We start from the raw sequence: 22,356 nt of genomic DNA, 5'->3' as shown, positions 1-22,356 counted from the left end.
GGCGCCAGCAGATGAGCATCAAGTCCGACAAGTGGATCCGCCGCATGGCCGAGCAGCACGGCATGATCGAGCCGTTCGAGCCCAACCAGGTGCGCTACGCGACCGACGGCCACAAGATCGTGAGCTACGGCACGTCGAGCTACGGCTACGACATCCGCTGCGCGCCCGAGTTCAAGGTGTTCACCAACATCCACAGCACCGTGGTGGACCCGAAGAACTTCGACGAGAAGAGCTTCGTCGACATCAACGCCGACGTCTGCATCATCCCGCCCAACAGCTTCGCGCTGGCCCGCACCGTCGAGTACTTCCGCATCCCGCGCAACGTGCTGACCATCTGCCTGGGCAAGAGCACCTACGCGCGCTGCGGGATCATCGTCAACGTCACGCCTTTCGAACCCGAGTGGGAGGGCTACGTGACGCTCGAGTTCAGCAACACCACGCCGCTGCCCGCCAAGATCTACGCGGGCGAGGGCTGCGCGCAGGTGCTGTTCTTCGAGAGCGACGAGGTCTGCGAGACGAGCTACAAGGACCGCGGCGGCAAGTACCAGGGCCAGCGCGGCGTCACGCTGCCCAAGACCTGAAGCCGGCGCCTGCCTGCAGCGTCTAGTGCCTGCCCGGGCCGCCGCTTGTCGGGCAGCCGCCGACAAGGCTTGTCGGCCTGCGTGAAGTTCGGTCGTAGGTGCGGCGCTGAATGTGAGCATTGGCGTTGTTTTTGGGTCTTTTTCACCTTTGCCGCGGAGGCGATGCGCCTATCTTTCGCCCATGGACCTGCCGATAACCGGCCCAGGTCCCTCAAGGAGTAAGAAGATGATTCCGCAGCCACAGGTGATCGAGTACTGCGACGAGATCCCGCCCGAGTTCACCCGCACGTCGTTTGCCGACCTCTTCGACCGCCCGGCCCCGCCTCCCGCGGACGCGGAAGCGCAGGCACTGGCGCAGCAGTTGCTCGAGCCGCAGGGCAAGCCCCGTGGCGAGACGGCCCACTGAAGAGCCGGCGCCGTCATGAACGCCCAACGCCGTCAGGACCGCAGTGACCCTGCGGGCAGCAGTCGGCGAGACCCCATGGCCGACGGCCAGCAGATCGTGCACCTGGTCGACTTCAAGTGGTTGATGGCCGGGCTGGGCTGGTGGGTGGACCTGAACCGCCTGCAGCGTGATGCAGCCTACGCGGCCGAGTGCTATTCGCGTGCCTCGACCAGCTCGTGCGAGCCGCTGCGCCGTTCCGCCGCGACGCTGATGCAGCTGCTGCCCCTGCTGCGCCACTGAACCGGCCCGCACCACGCCATCGGCGCGACCTGCGGGCTTTCCCCTTGGTGGCGCGCAACCGCGGCGCTACCATGGCCCACGAGGCCATCGCGGCCCGGGAGTAGTTTCGATGCGCTGGCAAGGGCACCGCGAGAGCGACAACGTCGAAGACCGCCGCGCTTCGGGCGGCCGCATGGGCGGCCTGCCGATCGGCGGCCGCGGCATCGGCATCGGCACCATCGTCATTGCGCTGCTGGGCGGCTGGATCTTCGGCATCAATCCGCTCACCATCCTCGGCATCCTTGGCGGCGGCTCTCCCACCGCCATCGAAAGCGGGCCGGCGCAGCGGCCGCCTGCCGACGACATGGAGGCGAAATTCATCTCCACCGTGCTGGCCGACACCGAGGACGTCTGGACCGCGGTGTTCCAGCAGGCCGGCGCCACCTATCGTGTCCCCAGGCTGGTGCTGTTCCGCGGCGCCACCGGCACCGCCTGCGGGCAGGGGCAATCGGCCATGGGGCCGTTCTACTGCCCGGCTGACGAAAAGGTCTACATCGACCTGTCGTTCTACGAGACCTTGAAGTCCAGGCTCGGCGCGCCCGGCGACTTTGCGCAGGCCTACGTGGTGGCGCACGAGGTCGGCCACCACGTGCAGAAGATCATGGGGCTCACCCAGAAGGTCGACGAGATGCGCCAGCGGGTGAGCCAGGCGCAGGGCAATGCGCTGAGCGTACGGCTGGAGCTGCAGGCCGACTGTTTCGCCGGCCTGTGGACCCACCATTCGCAGCGTGGCAAGGGCTGGCTGGAGCAGGGCGACATCGAGGAGGCGTTGAACGCGGCCGCGCAGATCGGCGACGACACGCTGCAGCGCCGCTCGCAGGGCCAGGTGGTGCCGGAGAGCTTCACGCACGGCACGAGCGCGCAGCGCAAGGCCTGGTTCCAGCGCGGGCTGCAAGGCGGCAGCATCGCCCAGTGCAACACCTTCGAGGCGCAATCACCGTGAGCTAGGAAGTCAGCAGGCATCAACCATGCGCACGCCGGTCCGTCCGGCCGCCCTGGTGGCGGCCTACTTCGACAACCTCGCCCCCGAGGAACGAGAAACCGCGCAGGCCCTGCGCGACGCCGTGATGTCCGCCGCGCCGCAGCTCACGCAGGCGGTGAAGTGGGGCAACCTCACCTTCCAGCTCGACGGGCTGAGCCTCATCTCGATCGTGCTGCACAAGAGCCATGCGCACCTGCAGTTCTTCAACGGCGCCGAGCTGGCCGTGCAGTACACCGCCCTCGAAGGCACCGGCAAGGGCATGCGCCACCTGAAGTGCCGCTACCGGCAGCCCATCGACAGCGAGGTCGTGCGCGACCTTGTGACTGCCTCCGTGGAAGCGGCTTCCTAGTCACCCGTCACAGGTCGCCAGTCACTACTGGAAGAGCGAAAGCATCCGCTCCAGCGCCATCGTGAAGGGCGCCTGCATCATCGGCAGCGTGAGCGTCATGCCGATGAGGCCGACCGACAGCGTGATGGGAAAGCCGACCGCAAAGATCTGCATCTGCGGCGCCACGCGCGAGATCACGCCCAGCACCAGGTTCACGAACAGCAGCATCGCGATGATGGGCAGGGCGATCCACAGCCCCAGGCTGAAGACCTCTGCGCCCCACACCTGCGGCTGCAGGGTGGTCAGGAAGGCGAGCGGCTCGGAGCCGATGGGAAAGGACTCGAAGCTCTTGACCACCGCCACGGTGAGCAGCAGGTGGCCGTTGATCACGACGAACAGCCAGGCCGCCATGGTGCCGAAGAAGCGGGCCGACGCGGTGCTGGTGCCGCCGGTGGTCGGGTCGAAGAAGGCTGCGTAGTTCAGGCCCATCTGCAGCCCGATCAGCTCGCCGGCGAACTCGATCGCCGCGAACACGATGCGCGCCGCGAAGCCCAGCGCGGCCCCGACCAGCACCTGCTGCAGCAGGGCGTTCAGGGCCTGGTGCGAGTCGAGCGCGATGGTGGGTGCGATCGGCAGCGTGGCCTGCGCGGTGAACGCCACGAAAAAAGCCAGCGCGATCTTCACCCGCACCGGGATGTTGCGCATCGACAGCACCGGCGCCGTCATGAACAGCGCCAGGATGCGTATGAAGGGCCAGAAGACCGGCGACAGCCACGCCATCAACTGGGCTTCAGTGAAGGTGAGCATGCTGACCGGTCACTACCCAACGACAGTGGGAATGGCCTGAATGGTGCGCTGCAGGTACTCGACCAGGGAACTGATCATCCAGGGGCCGGCGATGGCCAGCACGATCACGGCGGCCACCAGCTTGGGCACGAAGGACAGCGTGGCCTCGTGGATCTGCGTGGCGGCCTGGAAGATGCTGACCACCAGGCCCACCACCAGCACCACCAGCAGCAGCGGGGCCGAGATGGTGAGCAGCATCATCAGGCCTTCCTGGCCGAGGGTGAGGACTTGTTGGGATTCCATCTATCCGCCTATTGCGAAAAGCTCGCCGCCAGAGAACCCAGCAGCAGGTTCCAGCCGTCGGCCAGCACGAACAGCATCAGCTTGAAGGGCAGGGCCACGAGCACCGGCGACAGCATCATCATCCCGAGGCTCATGAGCACGCTGGCCACGATCATGTCGATGATCAGGAACGGGATGAAGATGAGAAAGCCGATCTGGAAGGCGCTTTTCAGCTCACTGGTCACGAAGGCGGGCACCAGCACGCGAAACGGCATGTCCGGCGCCTTGACCGAGGCGTCCACCTTGGCCAGCTTCGCAAACAGCTCCATGTCGCTCTGGCGGGTCTGCTTGAGCATGAACTCGCGCATCGGCTTCTCGCCGCGCGCAAGCGCCTCGTCGAAGCTGATCTGGTTGGCGGTGAAGGGCTTGTAGGCTTCGTTGTAGACCCGGTCGATGGTCGGGCCCATGACGAACAGCGTGAGGAACAGCGACAGCCCGATGACCACCTGGTTGGGCGGCGCGGCCTGCGTGCCCAGCGCCTGGCGCAGCAGGCTCAGCACGATCACGATGCGCGTGAAGCCGGTCATCATGAGCAGCACCGCCGGCAGGAAGCTCAGGGCGGTGAAGAACAGCAGCGTCTGGATCGGCACCGAGTAGCTGGTGCCGCCCGCGCCCTGGCCCACCAGCAGCGGCAGGGAGGCGGTCGCGCCGCCGGCCTGCTGCGCTAAAGCGGCGCAAGGAATGGCCGAAATCAGCGATACGGCCGCGAGAGCGATGCCACGGCGGTGGCGAACGAGAGAAAGCATGGTGTCAGCGCTGTGCATCGTCCGGGCGCTTGTGCTGCAGCTTCTGCAGCAGCGCCGCAAACGGCACGGGAGGTTGGTTCTGTGCGGGGGGCAGCTCTTGCGGCGCCATCGTGTGCAGCGTGGTGATGCTCTGCGGCGTGACGCCCAGCACCAGCCATTGCCGAGCCTCGCCGGTGCCCACCTCGAGGGTCACGATGCGCTGGCTCGGCGACAACTGCATGGAAGACACGGTGCGTGTGGCGCTGCCGGTGCCGCCGGCGCCGATGGATGCGCCGTACGGCGAGCGCTTGAGCAGCCACAGCGCCAGCGGGATCATCGCGATGATCGCGATGAACCAGAGGATCGAAAGTCCGGTGGGTGCCACGTGCCTTACATCCCCCGGCTCAGGCGCCGCATGCGTTCGGAAGGCGTCACGATGTCGGTGAGGCGGATGCCGAACTTGTCGTTCACCACCACCACTTCGCCCTGGGCGATGAGATAGCCGTTGACCAGCACGTCCATCGGCTCGCCGGCCAGCGCGTCGAGTTCGACCACCGAGCCTTGCGCCAGCTGCAGGATGTGCTTGATCGGAATGCGCGTACGACCCAGCTCCACGGTGAGCTGCACCGGGATGTCCAGGATCATGTTGATGTCGTTGCCGGCGGTGTTGCCGGTGGTCGGCGCGAAGTTGGTGAACGCCGCAGGCGCCACCGTCTCGGCCTCGGCCAGCACCTCGCCGCTCATGCCGCCGCCGCTCGCATCTTTCTGCTGGGCGAGCGCCGCGGCCCATTCGTCGGCCATTGCGTCCTGTTCGGCGGTATTCGGGTCAGACATTGGTATCTCCTAACCAGCTCATGTTCGAGTTCGTGAGCATCTGTTCGATCTTCAGCGCGTACTTGCCGTTCGAGGTGCCGTACTGGCAATTGAAGATGGGCACGCCGTCGACCTTGGCCTCGATCACCTTGTTCAGGTCGAGCTCGAGGAAGTCGCCCGGCTTCAGCGAGAGCAGCTGCTCGACGGTGGCGTGTGCGTGCGCGAGTTCGGCCACCACCTGGACCTCGGCGGACTGGATCTGCTGCTTGAGCAGCTTGACCCAGCGGCGGTCGGGTTCGGCGGAATCGCCCTGCACGGTGGAATACAGCACGTCGCGGATGGGCTCCAGCGTCGCGTAGGGAATGCAGAAGTGGATGGTGCCGGTGGTTTCGCCGATCTCGAGCGTGAACGAGGTCGAGACGACGATCTCGCTGGGCGCGGCGATGTTGGCGAACTGCGGCTGCATCTCCGAGCGCTGGTATTGCAGCTCCAGCGGATACACGCCGTGCCAGGCCTTCTTGTACTCGGCCTCGATCACCTCGACCAGGCGCGTGATGATGCGCGACTCGGTGGGCGAGAAATCGCGGCCTTCGATGCGGGTGTGGAACTTTCCGAGCCCGCCGAACAGCGAATCGATCACCGCGAACACCAGCGTTGGGTCGCACACCACCAGGCCCGAGCCGCGCAGCGGCTTCACCGACACGATGTTGAAGTTGGTCGGCACCACGATCTCGCGCAGGAAGGCGCTGTACTTCTGCACCTTGATGGAGCCTACCGATACCTCGGGCGTCTTGCGGATGAAGTTGAACAGCCCGATGCGGATGTTGCGGGAGAAGCGCTCGTTGATGATCTCCAGCGTGGGCATGCGCCCGCGCACGATGCGCTCCTGGCTCGCCAGGTCGTAGTCCCGGATGCCGCCGCTTTGCACCTCCTCCTGCTCGAGCTTCTGGCTCTCGCCGGTGATGCCCTGCAGCAGCGCATCGACTTCGTCTTGCGAAAGAATCTGCTGATTCATCGTGACAACTCCCGATGTTCGTGCGGCGTGTTCAGCGCCCGCACGCCCAGCGGTCGCCGCAGATCCGGCTTTGCCGGTCTGCTGGCGGCGCCCCCTCGAGGGGGAGCGCCGAAGGCGCTACGGGGGTGGGCCATGTCTACTGGATGATGAAGTTCGAGAAGTGCACGTGGCGCACCGGGTTGTGCACGGCGGCCTTCTTCTTGCGCTTCTTCTTCGGCTTCGCCTCGACTTCCTCGTCGTCGCCGGAGGCCTTGGCCGCCGGTTCGTCTTCCTCGTCGATCTCGATGCCCAGCGGGCGCACCGCCTCGCGCTGGATCTCGGCGGCGAGCTTTTCCTTGCCGGCGCGTTCGAGCAGCTCGGCCGAGCTCTTGTGCGCCAGGATCATCAGCACGCCGTTGCGGATGGCGGGCATGTAGGTCTTCATCTGGTCGGCGAACTTCGCGTCCTCGACTTCGAGCGTGATGCTCACCTGCGCATAGCGCTCCTGGTCGCGATCGGCCAGGTTCACCGTGAAGGGTTCGAGCGGCAGGAAGGTCGGCACGTGGCCGGGGTCGTGCTTGGCCGCCTTCTTCGGCGCCTCGGCCACCTCTTCCTCGTCGCCCTCTTCGGCCGCCGCGGCGGCGGCCTTCTGCTTGAGCAGGTAGACGGCGCCGCCGCCGCCCACCGCCAGCAGCAGCACCACCACGCCGAGCAGCAGCATCAGCTTGCCCGAAAAGAGCTTCTTCTTGGCAGGCTCGGCGCCTGCGTCGGGGGCAGCGGCTTTGGCAGCAGCAGCGGACATCGGGTTTGCTCCTTGAATGGACCGGCCGCCCGAGTGCGCACACGCGCACAAGGCAGCCGAAGCTTCTTGGAGTGATTATTCGAGTCCGGCCCTCGCGCGAAGCCTCGATAAAGGGCGGAAAACAGGCCTTGCTTGGGAGTGGCCCGGCGCGTCCGTCCGGACCCGGCCGGGCGTGCTCAGGCGTACAGGTCGAGCATGCCGCGGTGTGCCACGCGGCGGGCCGGCGGCGCTGCAGCGGCCGTGCCTTCCGGTCCGCCGGCGTCGCCCACGCCACCGCCGCGCTGCGACGTCGACGACGCGCCGTCCTGCCGGGCGCTGCCGGCATGGTGGCGGCCGTGCTCGAACACGCCGCCGCCGGCCAGCGTGAGGCCGGCTTCGTGCAGCGCGGCCGCCAGCATCGGCAGGCTCGATTCGATGATCTCGCGGGTGGCGCCGGCCGCGGCGGCGAAGTCCACCTGGGCCTGGCTGCCGTCCACCGCGATCTGCACCGAGATCGGCCCCATCTCGGCCGGATTGAGGTGCAGCTCGGCCTGCTGCACGCCGTCCTTCACCAGCACGCTCACCTGGGTGGCCAGCACGTCGGGGAAGTCGGCATCGGTGGCCGGCGTGGGCACGTCGACCGCGGCGGGGGCCGCAGCCTCGGCGCTGCCGCCCACTTCCGCGGCGGGTGTCGTGAGGTTGTTCACGATGGCCGGCGCGTCGGCATTCGGCTTGCCAGCCGCAGGGCCGGCGCTCTCGACGCGGGCCGAAGTGGCTGCTGCCGCCTGCGCATCGGCTGCGGGCAGCTCGAAACGTTCGCCTGCGGAGGCGGCATCGGGCGCGGTCGCTTCCGCGCCGGCGGCGGCCATGCCGCGGCGCAGCCCGCCGGCATGGCGCTGCTGCTGCTGCTGGCCCGCGCCGGACAACGGGTGATCGCTGCCGGCCGCCTCCAGCGCGTCCTGCGCCGAGCCGCCGGCTTCGCCCTGCGCTGCCGGCGGCTGCAGGGTGGCCGGGTTCAGGCTCGCCAGCCATTCGGCCAGCGGCGTCACGGCGACCTGCTTGTCGTCGGCCGCGGGGCGCGCCTTGTCGTCGCCCTCGGTGGCGCCTGCTGCATCGGCCGCCGGATCGGCGGCCTGCGCGCCGCTGCTGCTGCGCGCGGCCTGCTGGCGGGCCTGCTGGGCCCGCTGCTCGGCGGCACGGTCATGGATGCGTTCACGTTCGCGGCGCTCGTTGAGGGCGCGCGACTGCTGCTGAGAAGACGTGTTGCCCGCGGGCGGCGGCGGCGTCTGCGGCGCAGCGGGCGCGGGCTCGGGCCGGGACGCCGCAGCAGGTGCCTGCGCCGCCTGCAGTCGCGCGCCGCCCATCAGGCTGGCGAAGTCCATGCCGGGTGCGGGGGCCACCGCGCTGGCGGCGCGTGCTTCGGCGGCAGCCGCCGGGTGGGCTGCAGGCAGCAGGCTGGACAGCGCTCGGGTGTTGGTGTTCATCGATTCGGTCAGGCGGGCAGGATGCCGCCGGGCAGCGGCTGGTTGCTCAGGCTGCTCAAGCGCGTCCAGGCGGCGCGCGAAGCCTGTTCGTCGGTGAGCTTCTGCTCGCGGCGCCCGGCCGCGAGCGCCAGTTCCTGCTGGCGGCGTTCGATCAGCTTGCGCACGGCGGCGGTGCGCAGCTCCAGCGCACGCAGCGTGTCGCGCGCTGCGGCCAGCGTGGCAGTGGCCATGGCCACCTGGTGCTGCTGCTGGTCCACCGCGAACTGCAGGCGGCCCATGAAGCCCTGGTAGCACTGCACGATCTCCTTCGCGCCGGCCTGGCGGAACTGGGTGTTCCAGCGCTGTTCGTATTCGCTGCGGTAGTGCAGCAGCTGCTCGGCCTGGCGCTGCGCACCGTCGAGCACCTGCTGCGCGCGCAGCTGCTCGGCCAGTGCCTGGTCGCGTTCACGTTCGGTCTGCTCGAGCACGAGGACGAGGGCGTGGATCGCTTGGGTACTGCTGGTCATGGGGTGTCCTGTTCAGGGCCTGGTTAGCGAGCGGCGGCCAGTTGCCGCAGCTGGAGCACGCTGTGGTCAAGCGGTGCGGGGTCGTGCATGTCCTGCCGCAGCAGGGCGAGCATGTCGTGGTGGCTGCGCACGGCGGTGTCCAGCTCGGCGTCATGGCCCGGCGCATAGGCGCCCAGCTGGATGAGGTCGCGTGCCTTGTTGTAGCGAGACCAGAGCTGGCGGAAGCGGCGCGCGGCGTCCAGGTGCTCGGGGGGGGCCACGTTGTGCATCACCCGAGAGGCGGAGCGCTCGATGTCGATGGCCGGGTAGTGTCCGCTTTCGGCCAGCTCGCGCGACAGCACGATGTGTCCGTCGAGGATGGCGCGTGCCGCATCGGCGATCGGGTCCTGCTGGTCGTCGCCTTCGGACAGCACGGTATAGAAGGCGGTGATCGAGCCGCAGCCGTTCAGGCCGTTGCCCGAGCGTTCCACCAGCTGCGGCAGCTTGGCAAAGCACGAAGGCGGGTAGCCCTTGGTGGCCGGCGGCTCGCCGATGGCCAGCGCGATCTCGCGCTGGGCCATGGCGTAGCGGGTCAGCGAGTCCATCAGCAGCAGCACGTGCTTGCCGCGGTCGCGGAAGTGCTCGGCGATCGCGGTGGCGTAGCTCGCACCCTGCATGCGGGTGAGCGGCGGCGCGTCGGCCGGCGCCGCCACCACCACCGCACGGGCCAGGCCTTCCTCGCCGAGGATGTCTTCGATGAATTCCTTCACTTCGCGGCCGCGCTCGCCGATCAGTCCGACCACGATCACGTCGGCCGCGGTGTACTTGGCCATCATGCCCAGCAGCACCGACTTGCCGACGCCCGAGCCGGCGAACAGGCCGATGCGCTGGCCGCGGCCCACGGTGAGCATGGCGTTGATGGCACGCACGCCGGTGTCCAGCGGCTCGCGCACCGGGTCGCGGTCCATCGCGTTGATGGGGCGGCGCACCAGCGGTTCGTTGTGCACGTGAGAGACGGGGCCGAGGCGGTCCATCGGCTGGCCGTGCGAATCGATCACCCGGCCCAGCAGGCCGTCGCCGATGGGCAGGTGCCGCGTGCGGTCTTCGCTGCGGCGCCACGGGTGGCTCGGCTGCCCGAGCACGGGCGCGGCCACCGGCGTGGAGCGGGGCACCACCCGGGCGCCGCTGGCCAGGCCGTGCACTTCGCCGGTGGGCATGAGGTAGGCGCGGTCGCCCGCGAAGCCCACCACCTCGGCCAGCACCGGCGGCTGCCCTTCCATGCGCACCTCGCACACCGAACCCACCGGCACCCGGATGCCGGCGGCCTCGAGCACCAGGCCGGCCACCCGCACCAGCGTGCCCTGGGTTTCCAGCGGCAGCGGCGAGCTGGCGAAGTTGTGCAGGTCGTCCAGGTAGCGCAGCCACTTGTCCGAGGCCGTGTTCATGACGGAGGCGCCGCTCATTCGGTGTCCTCGGAGGGGTTCATGTCGTCCGAGCCGGTCCATTCGGACTCGCGCCCCATGGCACCGGCGGCGCGCTGCCAGCGGGCTTCGACGGTGGCATCGATCACCCCGATGTCGGACTCGACGATGCAGCCGCCGCGGGTGATCTGCGCATCGGGCACCAGCCGTGCGCCGCGCGACTCGATCAGCTCGTGCGCCCCCTGCACGACCAGCGCATGGTCGTCGGGGTGCACCCGCAGGGTGATGTGCCGGGCCGACATCAGCAGTGCCGTCAGCGCTTCCTGGGCCACGTCGACCACCAGTTGCGGGCGCTGCACGAGTTCGCTGCGCACCACCTGGCGCGCCAGCGACAGCGCCACGCCGGCCAGGCGCTGCGCGAGGTTGTTCTCGAGCCCGCCGAGCTGCTGCTGGAAGGCCGACGCGATGTGCGCCACCTGCGCCGTCACCTGGGCGGCATAGCTCTGCTTGAAGCCTTCGAGGGCCACGAGGCCGTCGCGGTAGCCGTCCTGGTAGCCCGCCTGGCGTGCGGCGTGCACCTGGGCAGCGATTTCCTCGGCGGTGGGCGGCACCGGCTCGGCCTCGGCCTGGGCGGCTGCCGCTGCAGCCTCGCTGCCTGGCAGCGCACCGGGGTTCCACGCCGCGAAGGTGTGCAGTTCTTCGCGCGGGATGAAGCGTGCGTAGCTGGCCTTCGGATCCGCGTTGGGCGGCGGCACCTGGCGGGGTCCCTTCGATTTAGAGGAACTGGTCATCACCGCCGCCTCCCAGCACGATCTGTCCTTCGTCGGCCAGGCGGCGGACGATCTTCAGCATTTCCTTCTGCTCGGCCTCCACCTCGGACACGCGCACCGGGCCGCGCGACTCGAGGTCCTCGCGCAGCGTCTCGGCGGCGCGGGTGGACATGTTGCGGAAGATCTTCTCGCGCAGCTCGGGCGTGGCCCCCTTGAGCGCGATGATGAGCGACTCGCTCTGCACTTCCTTCAGCAGGGACTGGATGCCGCGGTCGTCGACCTTGTTCAGGTCGTCGAACACGAACATGTTGTCCATGATCTTCTGGGCCAGCTCGTTGTCCATCTCGCGCACGTAGTCGAGGATGGAGGTCTCGATGCTGCTGCCCATCAGGTTGATGATCTCGGCTGCCGGCTTCACGCCGCCCAGCGAAGCCTTCTTCAGCTTGTCGCCGCCTGCCAGCACCTTGCTCATCACCTCGTTCAGGTCCTTCAGCGCCGAAGGCTGGATGCCGTCGAGCGTGGCGATGCGCACCATCACCTCGTTGCGCTGGCGGTCGGTGAAGTGCTTGAGCACGTCGGAGCTCTGGTCGTAGTCCAGGTGCACCAGGATGGCGGCCACGATCTGCGGGTGCTCGTTGCGCAGCAGCTCGGCCACCGAGCCCGGGTCCATCCACTTGAGGCTTTCGATGCCGGTGACGTCGCTGCCCTGCAGGATGCGGTCGATCAGCAGGTTGGCCTTGTCGTCGCCGAGCGCGCGGCGCAGCACCTGCTTCACGTATTCGTCGGTGTCGGTCACGAGCATGCTCTGCTCCGCCGCGTCGGAAGAGAAGCGGGTGAGCACCTGGTCCACCCGCTCGCGCGGCACGGTCTTCAGCTTGGCGATCGTCTCGCCCAGGCGCTGCACTTCCTTCGGGGCGAGATGCTTGAATACCTCGGCGGCTTCTTCCTCGCCGAGCGACATCAGCAGGATCGCGGAGTCTTCGAGTCCCTGGTCGTCCATGTTCTTGGTTCCTGTGAGCCGCTGGCCGGGCTCAGGCTTCCTTGCTCACCCAGGTGCGCACGATGGCGGCCACCGCGCCCGGGTTTTCCTTCGCGAAGGAACGGGCGTCCTCCAGGCGGCGGTCCGACTGCGGGGCTTCCAGCGCGGGCAGGGCCTGCGGGTCGTTGCCCAGCGTCTGCGCGTCATCGATCACTGCATCGAGCATCGGTGCCGGGCGCGAGCTTTCCACCGCCTTGAGTGCCGGCCGGATGGCGCCGAACACCACGATCAGCGCCAGCAGCGTCAGCGCGCCGGGAATGGCCATCGTGCGCAGCAGGTCGATCGTCTCGGGCTGCTTCCACAGCGGCACGTCGGCGGGCGTGATCTTCTCCACCTTGAAGGGCGCGTTGACCACCTTGACCGAGTCGCCGCGGTCCTGGCTGAAGCCGATGGTCTCGCGCACCAGCGCGGTCAGCTTGTCGAGTTCCTCGGCCGACAGCGGCACGGTGGTCGTCTTGCCCTTGGCGTCGGTGTTGGTGCGGTGGTTCACCACCACCGCGGCATTCAGGCGCTTCACCGTGCCGGTGGCATTGCGCGTCACGCGCACGGTCTTGTCGACTTCGTAGTTGGTCACCGACTCCGCGCGCGACGGGCCGGCGGTCGCGGCATTGCCGCCTTGTGCCGCCTGCAGCGGCTGGGCGGCGCCGTTGATAGGCGCGGTGGCCGGCACCGGCGGCTGGTTCGAGGCCGCGCCCGGCACGCCGCTGGGCTGTGCATTGGCGCCGCCGGTGGAGCTGGAGGTCTGCTGGCTGCGCACCGTGGCCTGGTCGGCAGCGGAGCCCTGGTTGGGCTTGAACTGCTCGGAGGTCGATTCAGTCTGCGAGAAGTCCACCTCGGCGGTGACCTGGGCGCGCAGGTTGTCGCGGCCCACCACCGGCTCCAGGATGTCGAGGATGCGCTTGGTGTGCATCGCCTCGATCTGGTTCACGTACTGCAGCTGCTGCGCGTCGAGCCCGCCGTTGGCGGCCGCATCGGTCGGGCCGGAGATCAGCGCGCCGGTCTGGTCGAGCACGCTCACCGCCTTGGGGTTGAGCTCGGGCACGCTCGACGACACCAGGTGCACGATGCCGGCCACCTGGGCGCGGTCGAGCGTGCGGCCCGGGTGCAGCGTGAGCATCACCGAGGCGCTGGGCTTCTGCTGCTCGCGGAAGAAGCCGTTCTGGTTGGGCAGGGCCAGGTGCACGCGTGCCGACTGCACCGCGGCCAGCGCCATGATCGAGCGGGTGAGTTCGCCTTCCAGGCCGCGCTGGAAGGTGAGGCGCTCCTGGAACTGGGTGATGCCGAAGCGGGCGTTGTCCATCAGCTCGAAGCCGGTGACCGAGCCCTTGGGCAGGCCGGCCGAGGCGAGCTTCAGGCGCACGTCGTGCACCTTGTCGGCCGGCACCAGGATGGCCGCGCCGCCGTCGGCATGCTTGTACGGCACGTTCATCTGCGACAGCTGCGCAAGGATGGCGCCGCCGTCCTTGTCGGACAGGTTGGCGTACAGCACCTTGTAGTCACCCTGGCTGGACATCATGGCCATGGCCGCCACGATGGCGAGCAGTGCCGCGAGGCCCGCGCCCAGCAGGAACTTGCGCTTGGCCGGCAGGGCCATCAGGCGTTCGCCGAAGCCGGGGTTCGCATTCACGACGGGGCGTGCCGCGGCGGCCGGGGCCATGGCGGCGGGGATCGGTTGGGCGACGACGGTGTCCATGTTCGACTTGTTCCCTCAATGCGCGCGGCTCGGCACGAGCCTGCACAACTTGAGCGGATTATTCGGACACGCTCCGAAACAAATGCCGCGAACAGCCCGGAAAACGACGCCCAGTTCGCCCCATCGGTTTGACGGCGCGCCGGTAGCATCCGTGCCATCCCAATCTGCCGGGACCACAGGTACACCGCCATGGATGTGAGACTCAAACCCTTCGACTTCGCGCAAGCGGCCGCCCGTGCGGGCATGCCGCAGGTGGCGAAAGCCGTGAAGGAAAGCACACAGGCGGCCCAGGCGACCGGCTTCCAGCAGAGCTTCGCGCAGGCGCTGCGCTCGGTGAGCGAGGCCCAGAACGAAGCCACCCGCATGCAGCGCGAGGTTCAGCTCGACAACCCGACCGTGAGCCTGGAAGAGACCATGGTCGCGATGCAGAAGGCACAGATCGGCTTCCAGTCGGCCCTGCAGGTGAGGAACCGGATGGTGCAGGCCTACAGTGAAATCATGAACATGCAGGTGTGATGGGCGGGAGGCGGCCTTACAATCATTCGAAAAGTAAGGAGCCGCCATGTCCGAATCCACCATCACCGCCAAGGGGCAGACCACCGTGCCGGCACAGGTGCGAGAGCAGCTGGGCGCCGGTCCTGGCACGCGCCTCGTGTGGCACGTCATGCCCGATGGCGCCATCGTCGTGCGGGCGAAGACCAAGTCCATCCTCGACCTCGCCGGCATGCTGAAGGCCCCGAAGGGGAAGCATGTGGCCGTGGAAGACATGAACGCCTGGCGCTGACCATGGCGGCGCTCGACACCAACATCCTTGTCCGCTACCTCGTCCAGGACGACGCGGCGCAGCTTGCGTCAGCCCGTCGTCTGATCCGCCAGTGCGTAAATGGCGGCGAGACGCTCTACATTCCCGTTTCCGTCTCGCTGGAACTGGAATGGGTGCTTCGATCGACCTTCAGGTTCGGCAAGGACGCCGTGATCCGGACGCTCTCCACGTTGCTGGCGGCCGTGGAGCTGTCGTTCGAATCGGAAGGGGCGCTGGAGTACGCACTCGCGCTCTACGGCAAGGGGGCGGCCGACTACTCCGATTGCGTGCACGCCGCCTTGGCCGCCCAGGCGGGTGAACAGCCGTTGTGGACGTTCGACAAGGCCGCGTCGAAGGTGGATGGGGTCCGCCTGCTGGCCTAGGTGCCACGCCTGACGCGCTGTGCCGCCAGCGTCAGTGCGCCGTGACGAGCTCCACCTCTGCGTTGTCTTCCAGCCAGTCGGCCACCGGCTCACCCACTTCGTCAGCAATGCCCTGGTTCCAGAACTGAGAGGCACAGAGCACCTCGACGTCGATGCCGCTCAAGTCGTGGCGGCAGAGCACCATGCCGACGAACATCGCGTGGGACCGCTCCACGATGCCCCAGGCCTGGGTGGCGCCTGTCGCGCATTGGAGTTCGAGCAGGAAGGCTTCCCTGAGGGCGCCATCCTTCGTCTTCTCTTCCAGCCAGGGCAGTTGCTCGGCGAGCTTTTCGTCCTGAAGGAGCACGGCCAGCAGCTCGCGGGCCTTTTGCGGGTCGAGCGGCGCGACCACGAATCGCTCGGTGTTGAAGGTCGGGAGGTTCCTGGGTGCCGGCGCCAGCGCGGGCCTCACATCGCTCGTCAACGGTTGCATGCATCCTCCGCAAATCGCGCCGAGGATAGGTGGCGCTTCGAAGTGATGTCCGCTTGAAGCGAAGCGTTGAGTGCCGGACCGAAGGCGTGCGGTCCGACTGTCGCCGCCTCAGCCGCGCTGCACGATCTGCAGTTCGTTGCCGTCCGGGTCCCGCAGCGTGGCCAGCGTGCCGCCCCAGAACTGGCGCTGCGGCGCTCCGGTGAACACCACGCCGCGGCCGACCAGGTCCTGGTGGGCGACATGCACGTTGGGCACCAGGAACGACAGGCCGGTAAAGCGGCCCACCAGCGCCTGCTCGTCGGCCGGTGCGTCGGGCGGCACTGCCTCGACCACCAGCTCGCAGTTGCCGGCGTTGAACACGCAATAGCCGCGCGCGAGATCGGCGGCGTTGAGCTTCAGGCCCAGCTGCTGTGCATAGAACTCGCGAGCACGGGTGATGTCGCGAACGAAGACGCGGGCGGTGTTGAGGTTCATCGGTGTCTCGGCAGGCAGGCGGGCGGGCGACGGTTCGCAGGAGCGGATGATAGGCAGCGTTGCCCGCACGGGAACATGCCGTGGCGTCAATGCGCGGCCTGTGCAGCAGGTGGCTTCGCTCCGCCGGCGCCGTGTTCGCATCAGGCCGAGGCGCGCCGGGCGTCCGTCCGCACAGTAGTTTGGAGTCTCTCGCCCATCATGAAATACCCGCCCACAACGAGTCCCCTTGCCTCGCCGCTGCCCATTAGGCACGACCTCGGCCGTGGGGCCGAGTCCGACGCCCCGCGCAAGCGGCCGCGCCTGGAAGGCGACACCTCGTTCGGCGGAGTGCTCGCGCCGCGCGCCGGACCCTTCAGGCACCGGGGCGGCGGCCTCGAGTTCCATGGCACCGCGGTACCCCAAGGCCATCGCGAAGGCACGCGATCCCTCGCTCGGGCCGGTCTTCGACCGTGAGCTCGCCGCGCAGCGGCAGCCCGGCCTGATGAACTACTTGCTCGAACTCGAAGCCGCGTACCTGGAGAACCGAACGCCCGTCGTCAAGGATGCGGAGCACCTCGATGCGCTCATCGCGGGCCTGAACCGCGCGGAGCCCGGCCTGCATCTCGAGAGGAACGACGTGATGAAGTTCGAGCTCCAGGACGCCATCGACGACTACCCTCTCGTGCGTCGCCTCGCGGAAGGGCTCGGCACGTCGGCGGCCTGGCGGATGATCATCAACAACGACGACGACACCGACCATCGCTCGGCCCTCAGCGTCAAGTGCAACCCCTCATCGCGCGACGCGTCGCTGATCCTCGTCGAGAGCCTGGGCGACAAGGAGCAGGTGATGGACTTGTGGCAGGACCTCCTGCCCCGCGTCACGGACGCCCTGCGCCGACGCCTGCCCGGCGATCCGCCCGTACGCCTCCACCTGGCCGTCGCCAACACCACGGCCCAACGCACCCCCGAAGGCTGCGACATCTTTGCGCTGGCGGCCGCCCGCAAGATGGCTTCGGAGCCCCAGATCGCCCGCCTCCACGACGCCATCCTGGCCAAGCCCCCCGCCGACGCGTCAGGCTCGCACATCACCCCCCTGCCCGCCACCCTCCTGCCGGCTTCGCTGCTCAAGCATTCGACCTCCGGGACGGCCCTCCTCGACAGCTTGTTCCAGCGCGATGCCTCGCCACACGCTCAAAAGCAGGACGGCGTCTTCAACCCCGTGGTCAACCGCGACGGCCAGACGCTCCTGGAACGCTGGACCTCGCACCTGACCCACCGATGGGACGCCAAGGCCGAGAAGCCGCGCACGTACAGCAATTCGTACGAGGCCAAGCGCATCGACCTCGTTCGTACGGCGCTGGCGCATCTGGTCAAGGACGGGCCGAGCTAGACCTCATGGTTGCTCGGAGAGCGCGTCAACCGCGACGGTCAGCATGGCGCGCCTGCAGTCGTCGGCGGGCTCCGCGGTGTCAGGCCGTCAGGCAGCGACGCAGAACTCTTCTGCGCCACGCCAAACGGGGTCGCCCGCCAGAGGGGTGAAGCTGGTCACGGTGGTCGGGTTCGACGTGACCCGGTCCTTGTGCCCGATCGCGGGCTGCGCCTGCCTGTCCAGGCGAATCACCGCACGGGCGAGCGAAGGGAGCAGGCCGTCAGCCGTCCAGCGCCATCATGCGCCGGCGCTTCTGCGTCTGGTCGATGTAGCGCTGCAGGGCGCGTGCGCTTTCGCCGCCCAGGCTGTCGAGTTCGCAGCCGAGCCGCGCGCCCTTGCTTTCCGGGTGCAGCGCGCTCACGTGGTGCAGCTTGAGCGTCACGCTGAAACGGGTGTCGGCATCGAGCTGCAGCGACACGTGCTCCAGGCTCGCGCCCGGCTCGAGGCTCGGAGCGTCGTCGGGCAGGAACAGGGCCACGCCGGTGAGGCTCACGTCCATCACACGCAGCTCCATCCTGCCGCCGGAGGCTTCGGGCGTTGGCACCACCGCCACCGGCAGGGAGCCGGCCAGCGGCCGCACACGGAAGCTGCCGCGGCGCTGGAAGCGGTAGATCTCGCGCGGGAAGGCGGCGTTCAGCGCGGCGGACCGGTTGTTGTGCACGAGCACCAGTCCGCCCACGTCGAACTGCACCTTGATGTTGTCGACGTAGCCCACCGCGACGGCCTCGTCGCCTTCGAGCAGGCGTTCGACGTGCGGATCGTTGCTGTCGACGCTGAAGCACACGACGCCGCGCGCCGCGTCCACCGCCCACAGGGTGGTGGTGTAGGTGACGCCGTCGGGCGTGCTCAGGTGCAGCAGCGTGTTGCTGTCCTGCAGCTGCTTGAGCAGCGACTGCAGTTCGCTGGGCGAGTGGATGCGAAAGTCGTCGAGCGCCCCGGCGTTGCCCTGGAAGGCGCCGAGAGGCATCGGCAGCGTGTCATAGCTCATGTTGTCTGCTCCCGCTTGCGGGGCGGCGGCCCGGCGCTGCACCCCTGGTTCAGTGCAGTATGTTCTTCGGCTGGCCGGCCATCAAGCGATCGAGGTCTTCGAGCCAGGGTTCGGCCAGCGTGCGGATCTCGGCATCGTTGACCAGGATGCGCTGCATGATGCGGGTCTTGAGCTGGGCTTCCTCGGGGGCGAGCTGTTCGCCGGCGGCGGCATGCTTCAGCCGCGAGATCAGCACGGCGCAGGCGCCTTCGAGCTTGACCACGCGGTCCCAGTCGCCTGCGCGGGCGGCCGCGAGCATGTCGGCGCTGGCGCGCTCGATCGCTTCGTAGTAGCTCAGCAGGGTGGTGTTCATGGTGCGTCCTTCGCTCGGCGCAGGCGTGGTGGTGGCCTGGGGGTCCGTCATGCTCATGCGGCCACCTTCGCAGCAGCGTGCACCTGGTCGGCGATGCCGTCCCAGGCCTGGCGGAGGGTGTCGGTGAGATGGGCGCACTCGGCCAGCACGGCGTCGTCGCTGTGCAGGTTGGCCACGGTCAGGCGTCGAACCATGTAGTCGTAGAGGTTGGCAAGGTTGGCGGCCAGTTCGCCGCCGGCTTGCATGTTGAGCGGGGCGCGCAGGCCTTCGTCGACGATGCGCACCGCCTTGCTGATGGCGGCGCACTTGGTGCCCACGTCCTGGCGGGCGATGGCGCCGCGCGCGCGTGCGATCTCGGAGGCCAGGCCGGCGTACAGCAGGCTGACCAGCTTGTGCGGGCTGGCGCCGTCGATGGCGGTGCTGGCACCGACTTCGCGGTAGGCGGTGGCGATGGGCTTGCGCATGCCGAAGGTCTGGGGGCTGGTGAACATCCGAATCGCTCCTGCGTGTGTTGTTTTGGTTTTCGGCGCCTGCCGGAGTTTCTTGAACCCGGTTTGCGCCGTCAGGAGCCGTCAGATCCGGGGATTCAGGCGTTGATCTTGATGTTGTTCCAGGAGGTGATCTGCTGCTGCACGTAGGACTGCAGCGCATTGGCCTGCGACATCGTGCTGTCCAGCGCGCTGTACTGGGCGCGCAGGCGCTTCTCGATGGCGACCAGCCGCTCGTTCACCTTGACCTGGTCCTTCTGGTTGTGGGTGATCTGGGTCTTGATCGAGTTCTGCTTGCTGGTGAGCGTGCCTTGCGTGCCCAGCATGCCGTCGGCCCAGATGGCCAGCTTCTTGGCGAAGCCGTTGGTGGCCTGGTTCGACGGCGTCCAGGCGCCCAGCGCCTTCTGCAGTTCGGCCGGGTTCTCCAGGGCCTTGGCGAACTTGGCGTCGTTGAGCTTCAACGAGCCGTCCTTCTGGAACTCGACGCCGATGGACGACAGGGTGCCGAACACGCTGGACGCGGCGCCGTTGGCGCCGATCTGCGCGCGCAGCTGGTTCTGCAGGCCCACCGCGGTGCGGTCGCCCTGCAGCAGCCCGGCCGACTTGCTCGAGGCGTCGTACTTGGTGGCCTCGTCCAGGAAGGCGTTGAGCTGGTTGAAGGCCTTGATCATGTTGTTGACCATGCCCTTGAGCGCATCGGTGTTGCGCGACACGGTCACGGTCACCGGCGAGGTCGTCACCTTGTTCAGCGTGAAGGTCATGCCTTCGACCACGTCGGTCAGGGTGGTGCTGGAGGAGGTGACGGCGATGCCGTTGATGGTGGCCGCGGTGTTGGCCGCGGCCTGGGTGCGCGACATCTGCGTGGCGCCGCCGGGCGGGTCGAAGGCCAGGCGCGACAGGCCGGCCGCGTCGGTGTGGTTGCCGTCGTCGTCGGTCGCGGTGATGCGAAAGCCGTTCTCGGCGCCGGTCGTGGTGGACTGCAGCGACAGCCGCGCGCCGCTGGCGTCGGTGATGATGCTGGCCCGCACGCCGGCGTTGGCGGCGTTGATCTTGTCGCGGATGCCGGCCAGCGTGCTTTCGCTGGCGCCGATGGGCACCACGATGTCGGAGCTGCCGGTCTTGGGGGTGAAGGTGGTCATCCCCGCGTCCCAGCTGCCCAGGCGGATGGTGAGCGAGCCGGTGCCGGCCACGCTGGCGGAGTCGGTGAACTGGCCCGCGGTGCTCACGGTGGTCTGCGAGGCGGCCAGCGTGGTCACCGACACGGCGTAGTTGCCGGCGGCCGCCTTGGCGGTGCTGGTCACGGCCACCGAGGCCGAGTCGTTGCTGGCGGCCGAGGTGAGGGAGTAGTTGTCGGCCGAGAACAGCGGCGACAGCGAATCGCGGAAGCCCGACAGCAGCGACTGCATCTGGCCGAACGCAGACAGCTTGGTCTGCATCACGGTGGCCTCGGTCTTGAGCTTGGTGAGCGGCGCCTGCTCGGTGGCCATCAGCTTGTCGATGATGCCCGACACGTCGAGGCCGCTGCCGATACCGGCGGATGAGATCGTTCCTGCCATCGTTCAACCCCTGGGGGATGCTTCCTGCGGCGCCGGGAGGGCGCTCGTTCGGGTTATCGGCCAGTCGTGCCGGGAACTTGAGCCCCGGCGCGCCAAGAAAGAAAGGCCGCGACGTGGCGGCCTTCGTACTGCTTCGGGAGTGCTCAACCCTTCAGGAGGGACAGCACCTGCTGGGGCAGCTGGTTGGCCTGGGCGATCATCGCCGTGCCGGCCTGCTGCAGCACCTGGGCGCGCGACAGGGCGGCGGTTTCCTTGGCGAAGTCGGCATCCTGGATGCGGCTGCGCGAGGCGGTCAGGTTCTCGGCCGTCGTGTTCAGGTTCGCGATCGTGGTTTCGAAGCGGGCCTGCAGGGCGCCCAGCTTGGCACGTTCGCTGTTGATGAAGGTCAGCGCCGAGTCCACCGTCTTCAGGGCCTCGCTGGCCTTGGCGAAGGTCGACACGTCGAGGTCGGACACCTTCTTCAGCGTGGAGCCGGTGTCGGCGAAGGCGTTCGAGGTGGTCACGTCCACCGCGAAGGACTTGTCGGAGTCCAGCGTGATGTAGCCGCTCACCAGCGCGTTGTCGGCGGTGGCGTCGGCGGTCAGCGTGAGCGCACCGCCCGAGGCGGCGCCGGTGGCGTCGAGCTTCTGCACCGTCACGGCGCCGGCGTTGACGACGGTCGTGTCGGATACCAGCACGTCGTTGCCGGTGGTGCCGGTCAGGATGATGGCGGTGCCGGCCTGGTTCATCGAGGCGATCACGCCCGTCTTGGCGCTCTGCTCGTTGATGGCGGCCACGGCAGGGGCCAGGCCTTCGGCCGTGTTGGCGGCCGACAGCGAGAACGACACCGTCTGGGCCGTGCCGTTTTCGGAGCGCAGCGCCAGCGAGTACGAACCGGCCGCGCCGAAGGCGAGGCTCATCTCGGTGCGGGCGGTGGCGGTGACGCCGGTGTCTCCGCGCACCGCATTGATGTTGTCGGCGATGGCCTTGGCGGTCTGGTTGGCGCCGATGGTCACCGTCTTGCTGCCCAGCGCGCCGTTGACGGCCACGCTGCCGGCGGTCACGCCGTTGGCGCCCCAGGCCGCTGCCGCGCCGGCGGCACCGGCGGACTGCACCTGGTTGTTGCCGTACACCGTGGTGCGCAGGTTGGCGGTGGCCGCCACGATGGTCTGGTTGGCATTGGCGCCGACCTGGAACTGCTGGGTGCCGAAGGTGCCGTCGAGCAGCTTCTGGCCGTTGAATTCGGTGGTGGTGGCGATGCGGTCGAGCTCGGAGACCAGCTGCGAGACTTCCTGCTGCAGGGCCTGGCGGTCGCTGGCGCTGTTGGAGGCGTTGGCCGACTGCACGGCCAGTTCGCGCACCCGCTGCAGGATGTTGCTGGCGGCCTGCATGGCGCCTTCGGTGGTCTGGGCCAGCGAGATGCCGTCGTTGGCGTTGCGCGCTGCCTGGTTCAGGCCGCGGATCTGCGAGGTGAAGCGCTCGGAAATGGCCAGGCCGGCGGCATCG

29 protein-coding genes are annotated in these 22,356 nt (G+C 68.3%); 9 read left to right on the top strand and 20 right to left on the bottom strand.

The window, feature by feature from the left end; all coding sequences use genetic code 11:
• The first annotated feature begins 11 nt into the window (after positions 1–11).
• The 5 genes from dcd to E8D38_RS11600 all read left to right on the top strand — a co-directional run bounded on the left by dcd (position 12) and on the right by E8D38_RS11600 (position 2,636).
• Positions 12–581: a dCTP deaminase gene (gene dcd / locus E8D38_RS11620; RefSeq protein WP_140629827.1), complete on the top strand. Its 570-nt coding sequence runs from the start codon at positions 12–14 to the stop codon at positions 579–581.
• 226 nt (positions 582–807) lie between these two features.
• Positions 808–987, top strand: coding sequence for a hypothetical protein (locus E8D38_RS11615; RefSeq protein ID WP_140629824.1), 180 nt, complete (start codon positions 808–810; stop codon positions 985–987).
• Between the two features lie 75 nt (positions 988–1,062).
• Positions 1,063–1,266 carry a hypothetical protein gene (locus tag E8D38_RS11610; RefSeq protein WP_140629820.1) on the top strand — a complete coding sequence of 68 codons (204 nt, stop codon included), beginning with the start codon at positions 1,063–1,065 and terminating at the stop codon, positions 1,264–1,266.
• A gap of 109 nt (positions 1,267–1,375) precedes the next feature.
• On the top strand, positions 1,376–2,248 hold the full coding sequence (gene ypfJ / locus E8D38_RS11605) for a KPN_02809 family neutral zinc metallopeptidase (protein ID WP_140629817.1): 873 nt from the start codon (positions 1,376–1,378) through the stop codon (positions 2,246–2,248).
• A 25-nt stretch (positions 2,249–2,273) separates the two neighbouring features.
• Positions 2,274–2,636: a DUF1801 domain-containing protein gene (locus tag E8D38_RS11600; RefSeq protein WP_140629812.1), complete on the top strand. Its 363-nt coding sequence runs from the start codon at positions 2,274–2,276 to the stop codon at positions 2,634–2,636.
• A gap of 24 nt (positions 2,637–2,660) precedes the next feature.
• On the opposite strand, the gene fliR is transcribed toward E8D38_RS11600, so the two are convergent.
• From fliR to fliF, 13 genes are all read right to left on the bottom strand, one after another.
• The gene (fliR, locus tag E8D38_RS11595) at positions 2,661–3,422 is read right to left on the bottom strand and encodes a flagellar biosynthetic protein FliR (RefSeq protein ID WP_140629809.1); all 762 of its coding nucleotides are present in this window, start codon (positions 3,420–3,422) and stop codon (positions 2,661–2,663) included.
• Between the two features lie 12 nt (positions 3,423–3,434).
• The gene (gene fliQ / locus E8D38_RS11590; RefSeq protein ID WP_140629806.1) at positions 3,435–3,704 is read right to left on the bottom strand and encodes a flagellar biosynthesis protein FliQ; all 270 of its coding nucleotides are present in this window, start codon (positions 3,702–3,704) and stop codon (positions 3,435–3,437) included.
• Between the two features lie 8 nt (positions 3,705–3,712).
• On the bottom strand, positions 3,713–4,489 hold the full coding sequence (gene fliP / locus E8D38_RS11585) for a flagellar type III secretion system pore protein FliP (protein ID WP_181179066.1): 777 nt from the start codon (positions 4,487–4,489) through the stop codon (positions 3,713–3,715).
• A gap of 4 nt (positions 4,490–4,493) precedes the next feature.
• Complete coding sequence (locus E8D38_RS11580; RefSeq protein WP_246099445.1) at positions 4,494–4,853, bottom strand: FliO/MopB family protein; 360 nt, start codon at positions 4,851–4,853, stop codon at positions 4,494–4,496.
• A 5-nt stretch (positions 4,854–4,858) separates the two neighbouring features.
• A complete protein-coding gene (gene fliN / locus E8D38_RS11575; RefSeq protein WP_140629800.1) occupies positions 4,859–5,302 on the bottom strand; it encodes a flagellar motor switch protein FliN in 444 nt (147 codons plus the stop codon).
• Positions 5,295–6,296, bottom strand: a complete 1,002-nt coding sequence (gene fliM, locus E8D38_RS11570; protein ID WP_140629796.1) for a flagellar motor switch protein FliM — start codon at positions 6,294–6,296, stop codon at positions 5,295–5,297. The genes fliN and fliM overlap by 8 nt, the downstream gene beginning before the upstream one ends.
• A gap of 136 nt (positions 6,297–6,432) precedes the next feature.
• The gene (locus E8D38_RS11565; protein WP_140629793.1) at positions 6,433–7,077 is read right to left on the bottom strand and encodes a flagellar basal body-associated FliL family protein; all 645 of its coding nucleotides are present in this window, start codon (positions 7,075–7,077) and stop codon (positions 6,433–6,435) included.
• Between the two features lie 176 nt (positions 7,078–7,253).
• The gene (locus tag E8D38_RS11560) at positions 7,254–8,540 is read right to left on the bottom strand and encodes a flagellar hook-length control protein FliK (RefSeq protein ID WP_140629791.1); all 1,287 of its coding nucleotides are present in this window, start codon (positions 8,538–8,540) and stop codon (positions 7,254–7,256) included.
• Between the two features lie 8 nt (positions 8,541–8,548).
• Entirely contained in the window at positions 8,549–9,046 is a 498-nt protein-coding gene (gene fliJ / locus E8D38_RS11555) for a flagellar export protein FliJ (RefSeq protein ID WP_140629788.1), read from the bottom strand.
• A gap of 23 nt (positions 9,047–9,069) precedes the next feature.
• Positions 9,070–10,488: a flagellar protein export ATPase FliI gene (gene fliI, locus E8D38_RS11550; RefSeq protein WP_246099444.1), complete on the bottom strand. Its 1,419-nt coding sequence runs from the start codon at positions 10,486–10,488 to the stop codon at positions 9,070–9,072.
• Positions 10,485–11,237: a FliH/SctL family protein gene (locus tag E8D38_RS11545; protein WP_140629785.1), complete on the bottom strand. Its 753-nt coding sequence runs from the start codon at positions 11,235–11,237 to the stop codon at positions 10,485–10,487. The genes fliI and E8D38_RS11545 overlap by 4 nt, the downstream gene beginning before the upstream one ends.
• Positions 11,221–12,216, bottom strand: coding sequence for a flagellar motor switch protein FliG (gene fliG / locus E8D38_RS11540; RefSeq protein ID WP_140629781.1), 996 nt, complete (start codon positions 12,214–12,216; stop codon positions 11,221–11,223). Before fliG ends, E8D38_RS11545 begins: the two co-directional genes overlap by 17 nt.
• Positions 12,217–12,247: 31 nt before the next feature.
• Positions 12,248–13,948 carry a flagellar basal-body MS-ring/collar protein FliF gene (fliF, locus tag E8D38_RS11535; RefSeq protein WP_140629778.1) on the bottom strand — a complete coding sequence of 567 codons (1,701 nt, stop codon included), beginning with the start codon at positions 13,946–13,948 and terminating at the stop codon, positions 12,248–12,250.
• A 189-nt stretch (positions 13,949–14,137) separates the two neighbouring features.
• On the opposite strand from fliF, the gene fliE reads away from it, so the two are divergent.
• The 3 genes from fliE to E8D38_RS11520 are packed head-to-tail and all read left to right on the top strand — an operon-like array spanning position 14,138 to position 15,133.
• Positions 14,138–14,464, top strand: a complete 327-nt coding sequence (fliE, locus tag E8D38_RS11530; RefSeq protein WP_140629775.1) for a flagellar hook-basal body complex protein FliE — start codon at positions 14,138–14,140, stop codon at positions 14,462–14,464.
• 46 nt (positions 14,465–14,510) lie between these two features.
• Positions 14,511–14,732, top strand: a complete 222-nt coding sequence (locus E8D38_RS11525) for an AbrB/MazE/SpoVT family DNA-binding domain-containing protein (protein ID WP_140629772.1) — start codon at positions 14,511–14,513, stop codon at positions 14,730–14,732.
• A 2-nt stretch (positions 14,733–14,734) separates the two neighbouring features.
• Positions 14,735–15,133, top strand: a complete 399-nt coding sequence (locus E8D38_RS11520; RefSeq protein ID WP_140629769.1) for a type II toxin-antitoxin system VapC family toxin — start codon at positions 14,735–14,737, stop codon at positions 15,131–15,133.
• Positions 15,134–15,164: 31 nt separating this feature from the next.
• On the opposite strand, the gene E8D38_RS11515 is transcribed toward E8D38_RS11520, so the two are convergent.
• Together E8D38_RS11515 and E8D38_RS11510 are read right to left on the bottom strand one after the other, a co-directional pair.
• Entirely contained in the window at positions 15,165–15,605 is a 441-nt protein-coding gene (locus tag E8D38_RS11515) for a GNAT family N-acetyltransferase (protein ID WP_140629763.1), read from the bottom strand.
• A 108-nt stretch (positions 15,606–15,713) separates the two neighbouring features.
• On the bottom strand, positions 15,714–16,079 hold the full coding sequence (locus E8D38_RS11510) for a VOC family protein (RefSeq protein ID WP_140629760.1): 366 nt from the start codon (positions 16,077–16,079) through the stop codon (positions 15,714–15,716).
• Positions 16,080–16,461: 382 nt separating this feature from the next.
• Between E8D38_RS11510 and E8D38_RS11505 the strand changes: the two genes are divergently transcribed.
• The gene (locus E8D38_RS11505) at positions 16,462–17,448 is read left to right on the top strand and encodes a YopJ family acetyltransferase (protein WP_140629755.1); all 987 of its coding nucleotides are present in this window, start codon (positions 16,462–16,464) and stop codon (positions 17,446–17,448) included.
• 259 nt (positions 17,449–17,707) lie between these two features.
• Here the strand turns inward: E8D38_RS11505 and E8D38_RS11500 are convergent, their stop codons facing one another.
• The 5 genes from E8D38_RS11500 to E8D38_RS11480 form a co-directional block, all read right to left on the bottom strand.
• The gene (locus tag E8D38_RS11500) at positions 17,708–18,475 is read right to left on the bottom strand and encodes a flagellar brake protein (RefSeq protein ID WP_246099443.1); all 768 of its coding nucleotides are present in this window, start codon (positions 18,473–18,475) and stop codon (positions 17,708–17,710) included.
• A 49-nt stretch (positions 18,476–18,524) separates the two neighbouring features.
• The gene (locus E8D38_RS11495) at positions 18,525–18,827 is read right to left on the bottom strand and encodes a flagellar protein FliT (RefSeq protein ID WP_140630137.1); all 303 of its coding nucleotides are present in this window, start codon (positions 18,825–18,827) and stop codon (positions 18,525–18,527) included.
• 53 nt (positions 18,828–18,880) lie between these two features.
• Complete coding sequence (fliS, locus tag E8D38_RS11490; protein WP_140629752.1) at positions 18,881–19,318, bottom strand: flagellar export chaperone FliS; 438 nt, start codon at positions 19,316–19,318, stop codon at positions 18,881–18,883.
• A 95-nt stretch (positions 19,319–19,413) separates the two neighbouring features.
• Positions 19,414–20,871, bottom strand: a complete 1,458-nt coding sequence (gene fliD / locus E8D38_RS11485; protein ID WP_140629748.1) for a flagellar filament capping protein FliD — start codon at positions 20,869–20,871, stop codon at positions 19,414–19,416.
• A gap of 143 nt (positions 20,872–21,014) precedes the next feature.
• Positions 21,015–22,356: flagellin N-terminal helical domain-containing protein (locus tag E8D38_RS11480; RefSeq protein WP_140629745.1), on the bottom strand; the 1,342-nt coding region annotated here is incomplete at its 5' end.

Origin of the sequence: Methylibium rhizosphaerae, from assembly GCF_006386545.1 — a bacterium.
In the GTDB taxonomy this organism is placed as follows: domain Bacteria; phylum Pseudomonadota; class Gammaproteobacteria; order Burkholderiales; family Burkholderiaceae_C; genus Pseudorivibacter; species Pseudorivibacter rhizosphaerae.
This window is presented reverse-complemented; position numbering and strand designations above follow the sequence as displayed.

What these genes read in the sequence shown, in the direction of transcription:
- dcd (WP_140629827.1), top strand. Translation starts at nt 12, where the DNA reads ATGAGCATCAAGTCCGACAAGTGGATCCGCCGCATGGCCGAGCAGCAC.
- E8D38_RS11615 (WP_140629824.1), top strand. Translation starts at nt 808, where the DNA reads ATGATTCCGCAGCCACAGGTGATCGAGTACTGCGACGAGATCCCGCCC.
- E8D38_RS11610 (WP_140629820.1), top strand. Translation starts at nt 1,063, where the DNA reads ATGGCCGACGGCCAGCAGATCGTGCACCTGGTCGACTTCAAGTGGTTG.
- ypfJ (WP_140629817.1), top strand. Translation starts at nt 1,376, where the DNA reads ATGCGCTGGCAAGGGCACCGCGAGAGCGACAACGTCGAAGACCGCCGC.
- E8D38_RS11600 (WP_140629812.1), top strand. Translation starts at nt 2,274, where the DNA reads ATGCGCACGCCGGTCCGTCCGGCCGCCCTGGTGGCGGCCTACTTCGAC.
- fliR (WP_140629809.1), bottom strand. Translation starts at nt 3,422, where the DNA reads ATGCTCACCTTCACTGAAGCCCAGTTGATGGCGTGGCTGTCGCCGGTC.
- fliQ (WP_140629806.1), bottom strand. Translation starts at nt 3,704, where the DNA reads ATGGAATCCCAACAAGTCCTCACCCTCGGCCAGGAAGGCCTGATGATG.
- fliP (WP_181179066.1), bottom strand. Translation starts at nt 4,489, where the DNA reads ATGCTTTCTCTCGTTCGCCACCGCCGTGGCATCGCTCTCGCGGCCGTA.
- fliN (WP_140629800.1), bottom strand. Translation starts at nt 5,302, where the DNA reads ATGTCTGACCCGAATACCGCCGAACAGGACGCAATGGCCGACGAATGG.
- fliM (WP_140629796.1), bottom strand. Translation starts at nt 6,296, where the DNA reads ATGAATCAGCAGATTCTTTCGCAAGACGAAGTCGATGCGCTGCTGCAG.
- E8D38_RS11565 (WP_140629793.1), bottom strand. Translation starts at nt 7,077, where the DNA reads ATGTCCGCTGCTGCTGCCAAAGCCGCTGCCCCCGACGCAGGCGCCGAG.
- E8D38_RS11560 (WP_140629791.1), bottom strand. Translation starts at nt 8,540, where the DNA reads ATGAACACCAACACCCGAGCGCTGTCCAGCCTGCTGCCTGCAGCCCAC.
- fliJ (WP_140629788.1), bottom strand. Translation starts at nt 9,046, where the DNA reads ATGACCAGCAGTACCCAAGCGATCCACGCCCTCGTCCTCGTGCTCGAG.
- fliI (WP_246099444.1), bottom strand. Translation starts at nt 10,488, where the DNA reads ATGAGCGGCGCCTCCGTCATGAACACGGCCTCGGACAAGTGGCTGCGC.
- E8D38_RS11545 (WP_140629785.1), bottom strand. Translation starts at nt 11,237, where the DNA reads ATGACCAGTTCCTCTAAATCGAAGGGACCCCGCCAGGTGCCGCCGCCC.
- fliG (WP_140629781.1), bottom strand. Translation starts at nt 12,216, where the DNA reads ATGGACGACCAGGGACTCGAAGACTCCGCGATCCTGCTGATGTCGCTC.
- fliF (WP_140629778.1), bottom strand. Translation starts at nt 13,948, where the DNA reads ATGGACACCGTCGTCGCCCAACCGATCCCCGCCGCCATGGCCCCGGCC.
- fliE (WP_140629775.1), top strand. Translation starts at nt 14,138, where the DNA reads ATGGATGTGAGACTCAAACCCTTCGACTTCGCGCAAGCGGCCGCCCGT.
- E8D38_RS11525 (WP_140629772.1), top strand. Translation starts at nt 14,511, where the DNA reads ATGTCCGAATCCACCATCACCGCCAAGGGGCAGACCACCGTGCCGGCA.
- E8D38_RS11520 (WP_140629769.1), top strand. Translation starts at nt 14,735, where the DNA reads ATGGCGGCGCTCGACACCAACATCCTTGTCCGCTACCTCGTCCAGGAC.
- E8D38_RS11515 (WP_140629763.1), bottom strand. Translation starts at nt 15,605, where the DNA reads ATGCAACCGTTGACGAGCGATGTGAGGCCCGCGCTGGCGCCGGCACCC.
- E8D38_RS11510 (WP_140629760.1), bottom strand. Translation starts at nt 16,079, where the DNA reads ATGAACCTCAACACCGCCCGCGTCTTCGTTCGCGACATCACCCGTGCT.
- E8D38_RS11505 (WP_140629755.1), top strand. Translation starts at nt 16,462, where the DNA reads ATGGCACCGCGGTACCCCAAGGCCATCGCGAAGGCACGCGATCCCTCG.
- E8D38_RS11500 (WP_246099443.1), bottom strand. Translation starts at nt 18,475, where the DNA reads ATGAGCTATGACACGCTGCCGATGCCTCTCGGCGCCTTCCAGGGCAAC.
- E8D38_RS11495 (WP_140630137.1), bottom strand. Translation starts at nt 18,827, where the DNA reads ATGAACACCACCCTGCTGAGCTACTACGAAGCGATCGAGCGCGCCAGC.
- fliS (WP_140629752.1), bottom strand. Translation starts at nt 19,318, where the DNA reads ATGTTCACCAGCCCCCAGACCTTCGGCATGCGCAAGCCCATCGCCACC.
- fliD (WP_140629748.1), bottom strand. Translation starts at nt 20,871, where the DNA reads ATGGCAGGAACGATCTCATCCGCCGGTATCGGCAGCGGCCTCGACGTG.